Below are 16,452 nucleotides of genomic sequence, written 5' to 3' on the forward strand. Positions count from 1 at the left end.
TTGTAGCTATGAAAAGGATATATAAAATAACACTTTTAGTTGGTATAACTGTTTTAGTTTCTTCTTGCCACAATAATTCGGCACCAAACTATCAGTATTTCCCAAATATGTATGAGTCTGTAAGTTATGAACCTTACGCAGAAGCAAAAATATTTAAAGGTGGTAAAGAAGGACAACTTCCTGTAGAAGGAACTATTAATAGAGGTTTTGAACCTTATGAATATGAAAATTCAACTGCAGGTTATGAATTAGCTAAAGCTAATTTAAAATCTCCTTTGGATTCTGTTGAAAAAAATTCTGGAAAAGGAAAAGAACTTTTCGAAATTTATTGTATCAGCTGCCATGGCGCAACTGGTAACGGTAAAGGTAAATTGGTTGAAAGAGAAAAATTTCTTGGAGTACCTAGCTATAAAGACAGAGATATCACTGAAGGAAGTATATTTCACGTTGAAACTTATGGTTTAAATGCAATGGGTTCACACGCAAATCAATTAAGCGCCCACGAACGTTGGTTAGTTGCTGACTATGTTCTAAAACTAAAAAGCCAATTATAATTGTTGAACAAACTGATCGTAATAGATATGTATACATTTTCAAGTAAATTAAAAACTTTTTCTATCATCTTAATGGTTCTAGGGCTATTAGGAATTGGGTATGGTTTTTTAAGTGCACCTAAAGATATTCAAGAAGTTGAAAAAATACTAGCAGCAGATGCTCATGGAGCTCATGGTACTGCGCATGGAGAGTCTGCAGAGGCTTCTCATAAAGAAGCAGGACATCATGAAGCTGCTGAAGCTTCTCATGAAGAACACAAAGGTGGAGAGCATGCAAAAGTTGGTGCTGCTGACGAACACACAGAACATTTAAATCACGTATTGCACCAATTGCAAAACAAGCCTTGGTCTGCATTATATGTGGCTTGTATTTTCTTTTTACTGCTTTCTATGGGGGTTTTAGCATTTTATGCTATTCAACAAGTTGCTCAGGCAGGTTGGTCTCCAGTTTTGTTTAGAGTTATGCAAGGTATTACAGCTTATCTTCCTGCTGGTTCTATCATTTTCTTCATAATCTTAGTTTTATGCGGATTACATTTTAATCATATTTTTGTATGGTTAGGTGAGGGAGTAACTGATCCTAAAAGTGCTAATTATGATGCTATCATAGCGGGTAAAGCAGGTTACTTAAACTTTCCTTTCTGGATCGTAAGAGCAGCTGTCTTTTTATTAGGATGGAATTTATACCGTCATATTTCAAGAAAAAACTGTTTAGCGCAAGATGAAGCTAATGATGATCTTTACTACAAAAAGAATTTCAAAGCTTCTGCTGGTTTCTTAGTATTCTTCATTGTTTCTGAGTCTATTATGTCTTGGGACTGGATTATGTCATTTGACCCACACTGGTTTAGTACTTTGTTTGGATGGTATGTATTTGCTTCTTTCTTCGTAAGCGGAATTACTTCTATCGCGTTAGTAACAATTTACTTAAAATCAAAAGGATATTTAGAGTACGTAAATACAAGTCATATTCATGATTTAGCTAAATTCATGTTTGGTATTAGTGTTTTCTGGACTTATTTATGGTTCTCTCAGTTCATGTTGATCTGGTATGCTAATATTCCTGAAGAGGTAACTTATTTCGTAACAAGAATTCAATTATATAACCTTCCTTTCTTTGGTGCGGTTGTTATGAACTTTGTTTTTCCATTATTAATATTAATTAATACAGACTTCAAACGTCTTAACTGGGTTATTGTTATGGCTGGTGTTGTAATTTTATTAGGTCATTATGTTGATTTCTTTAATATGATTATGCCTGGTACAGTTGGAGACAAATGGTTTATTGGAGTTCCTGAAATTGCATCTATTCTTTTCTTCTTAGGTTTATTTATATTTGTTGTATTTAATGCATTAACTAAATCTCCTTTGCTTGCAAAAAGAAATCCTTTCATTGAAGAAAGTAAACATTTTCATTATTAATATTTAAAGAAGTAAACAGATGACAAGTTTGTTGGTAATTATAGTTTTAGTTTTATTAGCAGTTGCACTTTGGCAATTGACCAAGATATTTGATCTTACTCAAGTAGGAGCTTCTTCGGACGATTCTCAAGTTGCATCAGATAATGACAATAACGTACAGGGATATATTATGTTTGGCTTTTTAGCTTTCATCTATATATTTACTATTTATGGTTTACTAAAATGGGGTAATTTGGCACTTCATACTCCAGCTTCTGAGCATGGTGGTTTAGTAGATAGTTTAATGAATATTACTTGGGTTTTGATCTTTACAGTTCAAGTTATTACTCAAGGTTTATTATACTGGTTTTCTTTTAAATATAAAGGGAATAAAGATAAAAAAGCATTATTTTTTGCTGATAGTAATAAATTAGAAGCAATCTGGAGTATCATTCCATCTGTTGTTTTAGCATGTTTAATTCTTTATGGATTGTATGCTTGGAATAACATTATGTTTGTTGATAAAGACGAAGATGTAATCGAAATTGAATTATACGCTCAGCAATTTAAATGGACAGCAAGATATGCTGGACAAGATAATGTTTTAGGTAAAGCGAACGTACGTTTAATCGAAGGAATCAATACATTAGGAGTTGACATGTCAGATCCTAACTCTCAGGATGATATTGTAGTTTCTGAGTTACATATTCCTAAAGGTAAAAAAGTACATTTCAAGATGCGTTCTCAAGACGTATTACACTCAGCTTATATGCCTCACTTTAGAGCGCAGATGAACTGTGTGCCTGGAATGGTTACTGAATTTGCATTTGTTCCTACTTACACTACTTCTGAATATAGAGAGTTGCCATTTATGGTTGAAAAAGTAGCAAACATCAATAAACTTAGAGCTGAAAAAAGTGTTGAGTTAGTTGCAAAAGGAGGAACTGCTTTAGATCCTTATACATTTGATTATTTATTATTATGTAATAAAATCTGTGGAGCTTCACACTATAACATGCAAATGAAAGTTGTTGTTGATACTCCGGAAGATTATAAAAAATGGTTAAGCGAAAAAACAACTTTAGCTCAAGATATTAAAGCGGCAGCTGCTGCAGAAAAACCGGCTGAAGGAGTTGAAGGTGTTGCAGATACTACTGCTAAAATTAAAGACACAGTAAAAGCGGTTGTAGATACTGTTAAAGCAGCTGTAGCTAAAGTAGCTATGAAATAATATTATTAAGAAAATTTAAAGTACACATATATGTCAGCAGAAGCGCACGGTCACGATCACGGACACGATCACGAGCACGAACATCATCATAAAGACACGTTCATTACTAAATATATTTTTAGTATTGATCACAAAATGATTGCTAAACAATACTTGATTACTGGTATTATTATGGGGATCATTGGTATTGCAATGTCCTTGCTTTTCAGAATGCAATTGGCGTGGCCAGAAGAATCTTTTAAGATATTTAATGTTTTATTAGGAGATAAATTTGCACCTGATGGTGTAATGGCAAATGATATTTATCTGGCTTTAGTTACAATTCACGGTACCATCATGGTATTCTTTGTACTGACAGCTGGTTTGAGTGGAACTTTTAGTAACTTACTTATTCCACTTCAAATTGGAGCTAGAGATATGGCTTCTGGTTTTATGAACATGATTTCATACTGGTTGTTCTTCTTATCTGCTGTAGTAATGTTATGTTCTTTATTTGTTGAAGCTGGACCAGCTTCTGCAGGTTGGACAATTTATCCTCCATTAAGTGCCTTACCACAAGCGATCCCTGGATCAGGAACGGGTATGACTTTATGGTTAGTTTCAATGGCTATCTTTATTGCATCTTCATTAATGGGATCATTAAACTACATTGTAACTGTTATTAACTTGAGAACTAAAGGAATGTCTATGACTAGACTTCCACTTACAATCTGGACATTTTTCGTAACGGCTATTATTGGTGTTATTTCATTTCCGGTTTTATTATCAGCTGCTTTATTATTGATTTTCGATAGAAGTTTCGGTACTTCATTCTTCTTATCTGATATTTATATCGCAGGAGAGGTTTTACATTACCAAGGAGGTTCTCCAGTATTGTTTGAGCACTTATTCTGGTTCTTGGGTCACCCTGAGGTTTATATCGTAATCTTGCCAGCAATGGGTCTTGTTTCTGAAATCATGGCTACGAACTCTCGTAAACCAATCTTCGGATACAGAGCGATGATTATGTCAGTTCTTGCAATTGCATTCTTGTCAACTATTGTATGGGGTCACCATATGTTTATCTCTGGAATGAATCCTTTCTTAGGATCTGTATTTACTTTTACAACTTTATTGATTGCAATTCCATCTGCTGTAAAAGCTTTTAACTGGATTACAACTTTATGGAAAGGTAACTTACAATTCAATCCTGCAATGTTATTCTCTATCGGAATGGTTTCTACTTTCATAACTGGAGGTTTAACAGGTATCATTTTAGGAGATAGTACTTTAGATATTAACGTTCACGATACTTACTTTGTAATTGCTCACTTTCACTTAGTAATGGGTATCTCTGCACTTTACGGAATGTTTGCTGGTATTTACCACTGGTTCCCTAAAATGTACGGTAGAATGTTAAACAAAAACTTAGGTTATATTCACTTCTGGATTACAGCAGTTTGTGCTTATGGAGTTTTCTTCCCAATGCACTTTATTGGATTAGCTGGTTTACCAAGACGTTACTATACAAATACTAACTTCCCATTATTTGATGATTTACAAAACGTGAATGTTTTAATTACAACATTTGCTCTTGTGGGAGGTGCATTCCAGCTAGTATTCTTATACAACTTCTTTAGTAGTATTTTCTACGGTAAAAAAGCAGTTCAAAATCCATGGAAATCGACAACTTTAGAGTGGACTACTCCGGTTGAACATATTCACGGAAACTGGCCGGGAGAAATTCCTCACGTATACCGTTGGCCGTATGACTACAGTAACCCAAACCATGATGTAGATTTTGTTCCTCAAAATGTACCAATGAAAGAAGGTGAAGAAGTTTTACACCACTAAAAATAATAAAAAAAGACCGTCAGTAATGACGGTCTTTTTTGTTTAGTTAAAGTTTTAAACGTTCGGTTTTACCATTTTACAAAACTAATTAGTTTCTATATCTTTGTAGGATGAATGAAAATCTAGATCCTACTACAAAAGGATATAACCCAGAAGAATTAGATCTTGAAAAAAGATTGCGTCCGCTGTCATTTGATGATTTTGCCGGTCAGGACCAAGTTTTAGAAAACTTGAAAGTTTTTGTTGCCGCCGCCAATCAGCGTGGTGAAGCTCTTGATCATGCCTTGTTTCATGGGCCTCCGGGACTTGGTAAAACTACTTTGGCTAATATTCTGGCAAATGAGTTGGAGGTTGGAATCAAAATTACTTCGGGACCTGTTTTGGACAAACCTGGTGATTTAGCTGGCTTGTTAACGAATCTAGATGAAAGGGATGTTTTATTTATAGATGAGATTCATCGTTTGAGTCCTATTGTTGAAGAATATTTATATTCGGCAATGGAAGATTTCAAAATTGATATTATGATTGAATCTGGTCCAAATGCCCGGACAGTTCAAATCAATTTGAATCCTTTTACTTTAATTGGAGCGACTACTCGTTCTGGTTTGTTGACCGCTCCAATGAGAGCCCGTTTTGGAATTTCATCACGTTTACAATATTATTCAACTGAGCTTTTAACTTCAATTGTTGAAAGAAGTGCAGGTATACTAAAAATGCCGATTGATCTTGAAGCAGCGATCGAAATAGCAGGACGCAGCCGTGGAACTCCTCGTATCGCAAATGCATTATTGCGAAGAGTTCGCGATTTTGCACAGATAAAAGGTAATGGAACAATCGATTTAGAAATTGCCAGATATGCACTTAAAGCATTGAATGTAGATGCACATGGACTCGACGAAATGGATAATAAAATACTATTAACCATTATTAATAAATTTAAAGGTGGTCCAGTCGGACTTTCCACTCTTGCAACAGCAGTTTCTGAAAGCAGTGAAACTATTGAAGAAGTTTATGAGCCTTTCCTGATTCAGGAAGGATTCATTATGCGTACCCCTCGCGGCCGTGAAGTTACCGATAAAGCGTATAAACATTTAGGAAAATTAAATACAAATATTCAGGGAGGTTTATTCTAATTGTTATGTCTAATAATGTAAAATATAGTTACCCTAATAAATTATCGATAATCCGATTTTTTAAAGATGCGGAAGGTGTGCGAAAAAATCCAATTCCTTTTCATAGAAGATATTTTGAAAAATTAGGGGATTCTTTTTCTATTAGAATTGGTTTTTCAAAATATATAATCTTATCCAGAGATAACGAAATTGCACAGTATATTTTAGTTAAAAACCAAAAAAATTACCACAAATCTAAATTTCAATCAGTATATCTTTCCAAGTATTTAGGAAAGGGACTCTTAACAAATGATGGTGATTTTTGGCTGAAACAAAGACGACTTATTCAACCGGCTTTTCATAAGCAAAAAATGAATCAGCTGGTTGATAATATAAATACAACGATTACTTCTGAATTAGATGATTTGATTGAAGAAAAGCCAATAGATCTTTTTCCTGTAATGAGTAATCTGGCATTTAATGTAGTAGCCAAATCTTTGTTTCAACTTTCAACAGCAGAGGATAAATTTCATCGAATCAAATTTATTATTGAAGAAGTTCAGAACTTTTTAATTAAAGAAATTAGACTTCCGCATAAAGCCTGGTGGTTTTCATTAAGCGGTCAGGTAAAAAAACATCTCAGTCTGGCAGAAGAAAATAATAAACTTATTCAGGAAATCATTGAAGAAAGGAAAGCTTCCAATGAAGAAATAAATGATTTATTGAATATGCTTTTAGAAACCAGATATGAAGATACTGGTGAAGGCATGACTGTTGAGCAATTGATTGATGAGATTAAAGTTTTGTTTATTGCGGGACATGAAACAACTGCCAATGCCTTAACATTTACACTTCATCTTTTAGGAAATAATCCTGAAGTACAACAAAAAGTATTTGACGAAATTTCAGAAATTGAATCGCAAACGGACAATATTATCGAGCAGCTTCAAAAAATGACCTATACAAGTGCCGTTTTGAACGAGTCTATGCGTTTGTTTCCGCCGGCGTGGATTACTGACAGGCAAAATCTTGAAGATGATTCTCTGGCACAATTTAAAATTAAAAAAGACACTTTGATCGGTGTTTCTTTTTACGAACTGCATCGAAATCCTAAATATTGGAACAATCCTGATGAATTCATTCCAGATCGTTTTCTTGGTGAACAAAAAAAGGAATCAATGCAGTATTTTTATCCGTTTGGCGCTGGCCCAAGAATGTGTATCGGAACTGGATTTGCCATTTATGAGATGTGTTTGACGATATCTCAAATTGTAAAAAAGTATGTCATTAAATCTAATAATGATGTTGTACAATTTAATCCGCTGATTACTCTAAAACCTGTAAACGTTGAAGCGTCATTCTTTAAGCGATGAGTATCAATTCAAAAGAGACATATTCAAAATTTATAAAAGAAGAAGCCAAAAGACTGGGTTTTATTTCTTGTGGAATTTCTAAAGCGGGTTTTTTGGAACAAGAAGCGCCCAGACTTGAGAAATGGTTAAACAATAACCATAATGGCCAAATGGCTTACATGGAAAATCACTTTGATAAACGTTTAGATCCAACATTATTAGTTGACGATGCTAAAAGTGTAGTTTCTCTTTTACTAAATTATTTTCCTTCAGAATCTCAAAACGATAATAGTTTTAAGATCTCTAAATATGCTTATGGTCAGGATTATCATTTCGTTATAAAGGAAAAATTAAAAGAATTTCTTCATTCTATTCAAGAAAATATTGGCGAAGTTTCTGGCCGTGCTTTTGTTGATTCAGCTCCGGTTTTAGACAAAGCTTGGGCTGCAAAAAGCGGTTTGGGCTGGATTGGTAAAAACAGCAATCTAATAACTCAAAAAGTAGGTTCTTTTTATTTTATAGCAGAATTAGTTCTGGATTTAGATCTAGAATATGATCATGCTGTAACAGATCATTGCGGTTCTTGCACTGCATGCATAGATGCTTGTCCTACACAGGCAATCGTTGCCCCATATATTGTAGATGGCAGCAAATGCATTTCTTATTATACAATTGAATTAAAAGAAAATATTCCGAATGATATGAAAGGAAAATTCGATGATTGGATGTTCGGCTGTGATACTTGCCAGGATGTATGTCCTTGGAACCGCTTTTCCAAAGCTCATTCAGAACCGCTTTTTAATCCAAATCCTGATTTACTTTCTTTCTCAAAAAAGGATTGGAATGAAATTACCGAAGAAACTTTTCGCGTAGTGTTTAAAAATTCACCAATTAAAAGAACCAAATTTGATGGACTTAAAAGAAACATTAAGTTTCTGGAATAATATAAATAAAGGTTCAATTTTTTTCTAAGATTATTTTTTTTATTTCTTACAATTTTTATTGGTTATTATATTGTAATTCAATTATTTGAGTTATTTTTTTAATGTTTTTTCTTAAGCATTATTTGTAAGGTAATATTGTTTTTTCTTCATATAAACTACAATAAACTGACTTTTCTTTAAAAAATTAAGAAATTTCTGTTGTTTCATTGTTAAATTATCATCTTTGTTGACTTGTTAAAGTTAATTTAATTTTACTAAAAGTGTATTTCAACGTTTTTCCGAGTAGTTTATCGACTAATGTAGCTAGTATTGAGGTGTTTATATATTTTCGCTGCACCAAAACTACTAATTTAACCGAGAGACAATTGTGTCTTGAGCCTAAACATTATGGTCAAAACGCTGTATTATTACTTTCTTGATTTTGAAAAAACTATTTTCAATAATCTAAAAACTATCCCTTCAATTTTTTCGTATCTCGTTTATAACCTGAAAGCCAGTTCTGGGATTTCAGCAATAATTTCTATTACTCAAATTAATACCGAGTCTGTCTATGCGTAACTCTACTTTTAATTGGTTTAAGTTTTTTAAATCAAATTTTATTATTTTATTCTTTCTTTTAATCAGTAGTAGTGCTTCTGCTCAGTTTTATAATACACACTACATTGCTCCGGCTCCTTGGCAGTATTTTAGTAAAGCAAATGAAATAGTTATTGCAACTAACTCTACAAGTACAGTAAAAATTACCGTATCAAAAAGTGATGGAACTTTAGTGACTAATCTGACAGCTATAAAAGGTACTCCGGCTGTTTATAGATTCGCAGGTCTCCCTAAAGATGCACCGGCATTTACATTAAACACTGTTTTAAATGCTGCAGGTTTACTAGTTAAAGGGGATAAACCTGTCTCAATAAATTTAAGAAATATTGCATCTGATGCTTTAGGTGGTGACGGAAGTGATAAGGATATCAAAGGAAATGCTGCATTAACTAGTTTTGGTGATGCAGGAATAGGAATTCGATTTAGAGTTGGATATTATAGAGATGGATCGCTTGGAAATTTTAATAGTTATGGAGATCAACGCCCAATATATAGCGTGATGGCTATAAGCAATGGTACTTCTATAAAGATAAATAATGTAGTAACGACAACCTTAAGTGCCGGACAAAGTTATTTGTTTACAGCACCTATAGGTACGCTGGTAGAATCTTCAAACCCTGTAGTTATGAATACTTCGGCGGCAATTGACACTCCAGGCGGATGTGGAGACGGGGCTTATAATCAAATTCCTCCTGAAGCAGTTTTAGGAACAGAATACTTTCTTGAAAGAGGAACGGGAAATAATACCGCAGAACAAACTACTGTAGTGGCTACAAAAGACAAAACAAAAGTAACAGTAGAAAGTTACACAACTACAGGTTCATTATCAGGAACTCCGGTTACTGTAACCTTAGAAAAAGCGGGAGACTTTTACACTTTTATAAATGGTGTTAAAGACGTAAGTTTTACTGCGTCTCATATTGTTGCAAGCGAGAGAGTTGCAGTATATTCTGGAACTGCCCAAAAATGTGAAGTAGATATTTCTACAATTGCACCAGTTTCTGAATGTGGTGGATCTAATTTTATAGAGACGGCAAAGTTTAGAAATTATGGTACTGGAACATTAGATTATTTTGGATATATTCTTTTGCGAAGCGGTACAGAGGTTGTAAATGTAAATGGAAATAATATCGCTAATATATCTGGTGTTACACCACGTTATCAAATAGGTTCAACAGGCTGGTATTTAATTAATTTTAATAGTAAGCAAATTGGAAGTCCAGATTTTCTTTCTATCGAAAGTAACGCTAAATTAACCGTTTCAATAGTACAGCAAGATGGAGGTTTCTCTATGGCAGGATTTTTCTCAAATTTTGCTGTTCAGCCTGAAGATCCAACCTTTACTTATATATCAGGTGGAGGATGTACTAATAATACAGCTACATTAAAAACACCAACAGGATTTGCTCCTTACCAATGGTATTTAAACGGCGTCGCTATATCAGGAGCAAATTTAGATACTTATACAGCTACAAAAACAGGTGCTTATTCAGTTGCTTCAACTTTAACATGTGGTGCTCAGACACAATCTAAACCTGTTTCGGTTACTTTATGTACTGATTTAGGGGTTACTAAAACGGTAGACAATGCAACTCCATGCGTGGGTTCAAATGTTGAATTTACAATAAAATTGAGCAATTTAGGCGTTAACAATGCGACGGGAGTTTCGATCAACGATTTACTTCCTACTGGTTATACATTTATTAGTTCAACCCAAACGATAGGAAATTACAATGCGACAACTGGTATTTGGAGTATTGGAGACGTAAATGGAGGAGTTACAGAAACATTAAAAATTGCAGCAAAGGTTAATGCTTCTGGTGTTTATACTAATACTGCAGCATTACCTGGAACAACAGTAGACAGTAATACTACTAATAACAGTGCTAGTGTTTCAACTACACCAAATCCATTACCAACTGCTTCGATAACAGGCACATTAACGGCTTGTTTTACGACTACTTTAACTGCGGTAACCAATGCCGCATCACCAGCGTATGTTTGGTATAAAAATAATGTTGTAATTTTTGGACAAACATCATCTAAATTAGTTGTAAATTCTGATGGAGATTATAAAGTTAAAGTTACAAATTCTTCTACAGGATGTGAAACTACTTCTGCTGCTTCTATAGTAAAAGTTAGTGATACAGATAAACCCGTAAAACCTGTTTTAGGAGATATAACGGCACAGTGTTCAGTAACAGTAACAGCTCCAACTACAACAGATAATTGTGCAGGCACAGTGACTGGAACAACGACAAATCCATTAACATATAATGCTCAAGGAACCTATACTATTACTTGGAGTTTTAGCGATGGAAACGGAAATGTTGAAACAGCAACTCAAAAAGTAATTATTAAAGACACTCAAAAACCAACAATAACTTGCCCTTCAAATATTGTGGTTTCTGCAGATGCCAATGCATGTACTGCAACAGGTGTAACTTTAGGAACTCCAACTACATCAGATAATTGTACAGGAACAGTAACTGTCATCAATAACGCACCGTCAAGTTTTCCAATTGGAAATACAACGGTAACCTGGACGGCGACAGATGCAGCAGGAAATACACAAACTTGTACTCAAACTGTAACAGTAAACGATACTCAAAAACCAACAATAACGTGCCCGTTAACAGTTGTGGTTTCTGCCAATGTGAATTCTTGCGTGGCAACAGGTGTAGATTTAGGAACGCCTACAGTATCAGACAATTGTAACGGAACTGTAACCGTAGTCAATAATGCACCGTCAAGTTTTCCATTAGGAAATACAACAGTAACCTGGACGGCTACAGATCCAGCAGGAAATACACAAACTTGCACTCAAACAGTAACGGTAAACGACACTCAAAAACCAACAATAACTTGTCCGTCAACAGTTGTGGTTTCTGCAGATGCCAATGCATGTACTGCAACAGGTGTAACTTTAGGAACTCCAACAACATCAGATAATTGTACAGGAACAGTAACTGTAATAAATAACGCACCGTCAAGTTTTCCAATTGGAAATACAACGGTAACCTGGACAGCGACAGATGCAGCAGGAAATACACAAACTTGTACTCAGACAGTAAAAGTTGTTGGTCCTATTGCAGCAAATAAAGATACCGCATCGGTTAACGGATATGAAGGAGGAATTGCAGTTTCAAATGTCTTAGCAAACGATTTGCTTAATTGTAATGCAGTAGTAAAAAATGAAGTTGTCTTAACTTTAGCGTCTACATTACCTTCAGTTTTAACTTTTAATATTACAACTGGAGAAGTTACTGTTAAACCAAATACACCAGTAGGGAAATATTCATTTGACTATAAAATTTGTGAAGTTGCAAATAATTCAAATTGCAATACAGCGACTGTAGAAATTACCGTTACAGCGCCTGCAATCCTTGCGGTAAAAGAAGATTTAGGCCCGATCAACGGAACAATCGGCGGTACAACAACGTCACTTATTGGATTAGATAAATTGAATGGGGTTCAGGCCGTTATTGGATCAAATCCGGGAGAAGTTACTTTAACAGCAACTGCCCCAACAGGATTTACGATTAATGCCAACGGAACTATAACGGTAAGCGCAGGAGTTAAAAAAGGAAATTATGATATTGAATATACAATATGCGATAATAATAATCCAACAACCAACTGTTCAACAGTAACATCAATGGTTGTGGTAACCGCAGCAGATTTAGCAGCAAACCTAGATGCAGTTGGTTCAGTAGTTGGAGGAAACGCTTCACAAACACTTATTAATGTTTTTGATAATGATACTAAAAACGGATCAAAACTAGATCCGTCAGAAGTTAAACTGACTCCGGGAACAGACCCGAAAGGATTCTTGACAATTGATGCCGACGGAAAAGCAATTTTAGGAGCCAATGCACCGGCAGGAAATTATGAGTTAACGTATGAAATCTGCGAGCTTTTCAATCCATCCAACTGCAGTACGAATAAAGTACAGGTTACAGTTACAGCGCCTGCAATCCTTGCGGTAAAAGAAGATTTAGGCCCGATCAATGGAACAATCGGCGGTACAACAACCTCACTTATTGGATTAGATAAATTGAATGGGGTTCAGGCCGTTATTGGATCAAATCCGGGAGAAGTTACTTTAACAGCGACAGCTCCGACAGGATTTACGATTAATACCAACGGAACTATTACGGTAAGCGCAGGAGTTAAAAAAGGAAATTATGATATTGAATATACAATATGCGATAATAATAATCCAACAACCAACTGTTCGACAGTAACATCAACGGTTGTGGTAACCGCAGCAGATTTAGCAGCAAACCTAGACGCAGTTGGTTCAGTAGTTGGAGGAAACGCTTCACAAACACTTATTAATGTTTTTGATAATGATACTAAAAACGGATCAAAACTAGATCCGTCGGAAGTTAAACTGACTCCGGGAACAGACCCGAAAGGATTCTTGACAATTGATGCCGACGGAAAAGCAATTTTAGGAGCCAATGCACCGGCAGGAAATTATGAGTTAACGTACGAAATCTGCGAGCTTTTCAATCCATCCAACTGCAGTACAAATAAAGTTCAGGTTACCGTTACAGCGCCTGCAATCCTTGCGATAAAAGAAGATTTAGGCCCGATCAACGGAACAATCGGCGGTACAACAACCTCACTTATTGGACTTGATAAGCTAAACGGAGTTCAGGCCGTTATTGGATCAAATCCGGGACAAGTTACTTTAACAGCAACTGCCCCAACAGGATTTACGATTAATGCCAACGGAACTATTACGGTAAGCGCAGGAGTTAAAAAAGGAAATTATGATATTGAATATACAATATGCGATAATAATAATCCAACAACCAACTGTTCGACAGTAACATCAACGGTTGTGGTAACCGCAGCAGATTTAGCAGCAAACCTAGACGCAGTTGGTTCAGTAGTTGGAGGAAACGCTTCACAAACACTTATTAATGTTTTTGATAATGATACTAAAAATGGATCAAAACTAGATCCGTTAGAAGTTAAACTGACTCCGGGAACAGACCCGAAAGGATTCTTGACAATTGATGCCGACGGAAAAGCAATTTTAGGAGCCAATGCACCGGCAGGAAATTATGAACTAACGTACGAAATCTGTGAGCTTTTCAATCCATCCAACTGCAGTACAAATAAAGTTCAGGTTACCGTTACAGCGCCAATAATCGACGCTGTTGGAGAAAACCTAGGATCAGTAAACGGAAGTATTGGCGGAACAACAACAGTTTCGGTAATTATAAATGACAAACTAAATGGGACTCAGGCAGCCATTGGATCTAATCAAGGAGAAGTTATTTTATCAAAAGTAAATCTTCCAACAGGTTTTGTATTAGAATTAGACGGACGAGTAACAGTTCCGGCTAATACGCCAATTGGAACTTATGAAATTGAATACAGTATTTGCGAAGTAACAAATATAGGAAACTGTGATATTGCAAAAAGCACAGTTGAAGTTACAGGAGCAATATTAGTTGCAAATCCTGACAGCATTCCATCGGTTGTAGGAATAAATCAGCCGCAAACAATTGTGAATGTTTTTGATAATGATACGAAGAACGAATTGCCACTTTTACCAAGTGATGTAAAACTTTCTGTAGAAATTGCAGATCCAAAAGGATTCTTAACATTAAACCCTGACGGGACAGTTACATTGGGAGCAAATGCACCAAGAGGGACTTACGAATTAACGTATCAGATTTGTGAAGTATTAAATCAAACAAATTGCAGCTTAGGTAAGGTAGAAGTTACAGTAGAAGAGCCAACAATAACCGTTACGGCTGAAAGTTTTTGCTCAAACAACGTTCCTTACGTAACGTATAAAGTTGTGGCAGATAATTTCACGCCAAATAATCTAGTAACGATTAAATGGATTGACAGCGCAAACAATGTTGTAGCAACACAAATAGATCAGCCATTAAGTGGTACTATTTTATGGCCGGGAGCGGTTATCGATGGAAACGGAAATGGAGTAGACTGGCCTGGATGGTTATTAGCAAATGGTCAATGGACAGAAGGTGCTGACGGATTCGAAAATACCAAAACAGGAGTTACAATGGAATTCTCTGTAAACCCAACAGCCAGTATTCCGGTAAGTTATCCTGCTGCAACATCACAATGTAATGCAAGACCAACTTTTGCAATTGTTGCAAACGATGATACAGCAGGTCCGGTAGATACAAGCAAAGGAGCTAACACAGGAACGAATATTTTTGATAATGATAAATTAAATGGATTAACAATTAATCCTGCAGATGTTATTTTGAACACATTGGTTCCAAATGCTAATTTAATTTTAAATGCAAATGGTTCAGTAAGTATAAAAGCGGGAACGCCATCAGGAACATATCAATTAACATATCAAATATGCGATGCTTCGAACTCAAACAACTGCAGTCAGGCAGTTGTAAATGTTGTGGTGCTAAATTCAGTTGCTCCAGTCAGTCCTCTGCAGCCACTTGTTTTAACAGATGATGCCCTTGTGGCGGTTGATGGAATTAATGGTTCTTTTGAATTTGTAAATGTTTTAGATAATGACCTGTTAAACGGACAGCCAATTAATCCGGTTGATGTGCTTATTAAAAACCAGTCAGGAAATTCAAATTTCGAATTTAATGCTGACGGAACTGTAAATGTTAAACCAAATACACCAGGCGGAACTTACGCAATTGTATATCAGGTTTGCGAGAAAGCAAACGATACAAACTGCAGCACAGCAACATTAAATGTGTTTGTAGAAGTTCCGGCAATTGCACTGGTTAAAACTGCAGTATTCAATGACGAAAACAACAATACAATTGCAAATGCAGGAGAAACAATCAGTTATAAGTTTACGGTAACCAATACAGGAAACGTACCGTTAACCGGAATCACGATTACAGATCTTCTGCCGGGAGTTGTTGTTTCTGGACAGGCTTTAGATTTAAATGTTGGCGAGTCAAACGATACAAATTTCTTGGCGCTGTACAAAATAACACAAACAGATATTAACGCCGGAAAAGTTAGTAATCAGGCAAGTGTACAAGGAAAAAGTGCAAGAGGAATTACTGTAGAAGACAACTCTGATTACGAAAATATTGATGGAGACAAACCAACAGTATTAGATTTAAACGGATGTAAAATCAAAGTTCTAAATGCCTTTTCTCCAAACGGAGACCAGAAAAACGAACGATTTTACATTCAGGGATTAGAATGTTATCCTGAAAATACCGTAGAAATTTACAACCGTTGGGGCGTTCTGGTTTTTGATGTAGATCATTATAACAATATCGACAGAGTGTTTAAAGGATATTCATTTGGACGCACAACCATGAAACAGTCAGAAGGACTTCCGGTAGGAACCTATTTCTATATTCTGAAATACAAAGACAGCGATTCAAATCCTCACGAAACATCAGGTTATTTATACATTAATAAATAAAAAAATACAAA

At 35.4% G+C, this 16,452-nt stretch carries 8 protein-coding genes; all 8 read left to right on the forward strand.

Annotated features, from left to right (window positions below; genetic code table 11):
* The first annotated feature begins 8 nt into the window (after nucleotides 1-8).
* Nucleotides 9-554, forward strand: coding sequence for a cytochrome c (locus tag L1276_RS10795; RefSeq protein WP_253787607.1), 546 nt, complete (start codon nucleotides 9-11; stop codon nucleotides 552-554).
* Nucleotides 555-581: 27 nt separating this feature from the next.
* On the forward strand, nucleotides 582-1,976 hold the full coding sequence (locus L1276_RS10800; RefSeq protein ID WP_253787609.1) for a quinol:cytochrome C oxidoreductase: 1,395 nt from the start codon (nucleotides 582-584) through the stop codon (nucleotides 1,974-1,976).
* A gap of 19 nt (nucleotides 1,977-1,995) precedes the next feature.
* Nucleotides 1,996-3,186 carry a cytochrome c oxidase subunit II gene (locus tag L1276_RS10805; RefSeq protein ID WP_253787611.1) on the forward strand — a complete coding sequence of 397 codons (1,191 nt, stop codon included), beginning with the start codon at nucleotides 1,996-1,998 and terminating at the stop codon, nucleotides 3,184-3,186.
* A gap of 30 nt (nucleotides 3,187-3,216) precedes the next feature.
* Nucleotides 3,217-5,019, forward strand: a complete 1,803-nt coding sequence (locus L1276_RS10810; RefSeq protein WP_115888314.1) for a cbb3-type cytochrome c oxidase subunit I — start codon at nucleotides 3,217-3,219, stop codon at nucleotides 5,017-5,019.
* Nucleotides 5,020-5,129: 110 nt separating this feature from the next.
* A complete protein-coding gene (gene ruvB, locus L1276_RS10815; RefSeq protein WP_253787613.1) occupies nucleotides 5,130-6,152 on the forward strand; it encodes a Holliday junction branch migration DNA helicase RuvB in 1,023 nt (340 codons plus the stop codon).
* A gap of 5 nt (nucleotides 6,153-6,157) precedes the next feature.
* Entirely contained in the window at nucleotides 6,158-7,504 is a 1,347-nt protein-coding gene (locus tag L1276_RS10820) for a cytochrome P450 (RefSeq protein WP_253787615.1), read from the forward strand.
* On the forward strand, nucleotides 7,501-8,427 hold the full coding sequence (gene queG, locus L1276_RS10825) for a tRNA epoxyqueuosine(34) reductase QueG (protein WP_253787617.1): 927 nt from the start codon (nucleotides 7,501-7,503) through the stop codon (nucleotides 8,425-8,427). Before L1276_RS10820 ends, queG begins: the two co-directional genes overlap by 4 nt.
* A gap of 550 nt (nucleotides 8,428-8,977) precedes the next feature.
* Nucleotides 8,978-16,441, forward strand: a complete 7,464-nt coding sequence (locus tag L1276_RS10830; protein WP_253787618.1) for an HYR domain-containing protein — start codon at nucleotides 8,978-8,980, stop codon at nucleotides 16,439-16,441.
* Nucleotides 16,442-16,452: the final 11 nt, after the last annotated feature.

Source organism: Flavobacterium sp. HSC-32F16 (assembly GCF_024171645.1).
GTDB lineage: Bacteria > Bacteroidota > Bacteroidia > Flavobacteriales > Flavobacteriaceae > Flavobacterium.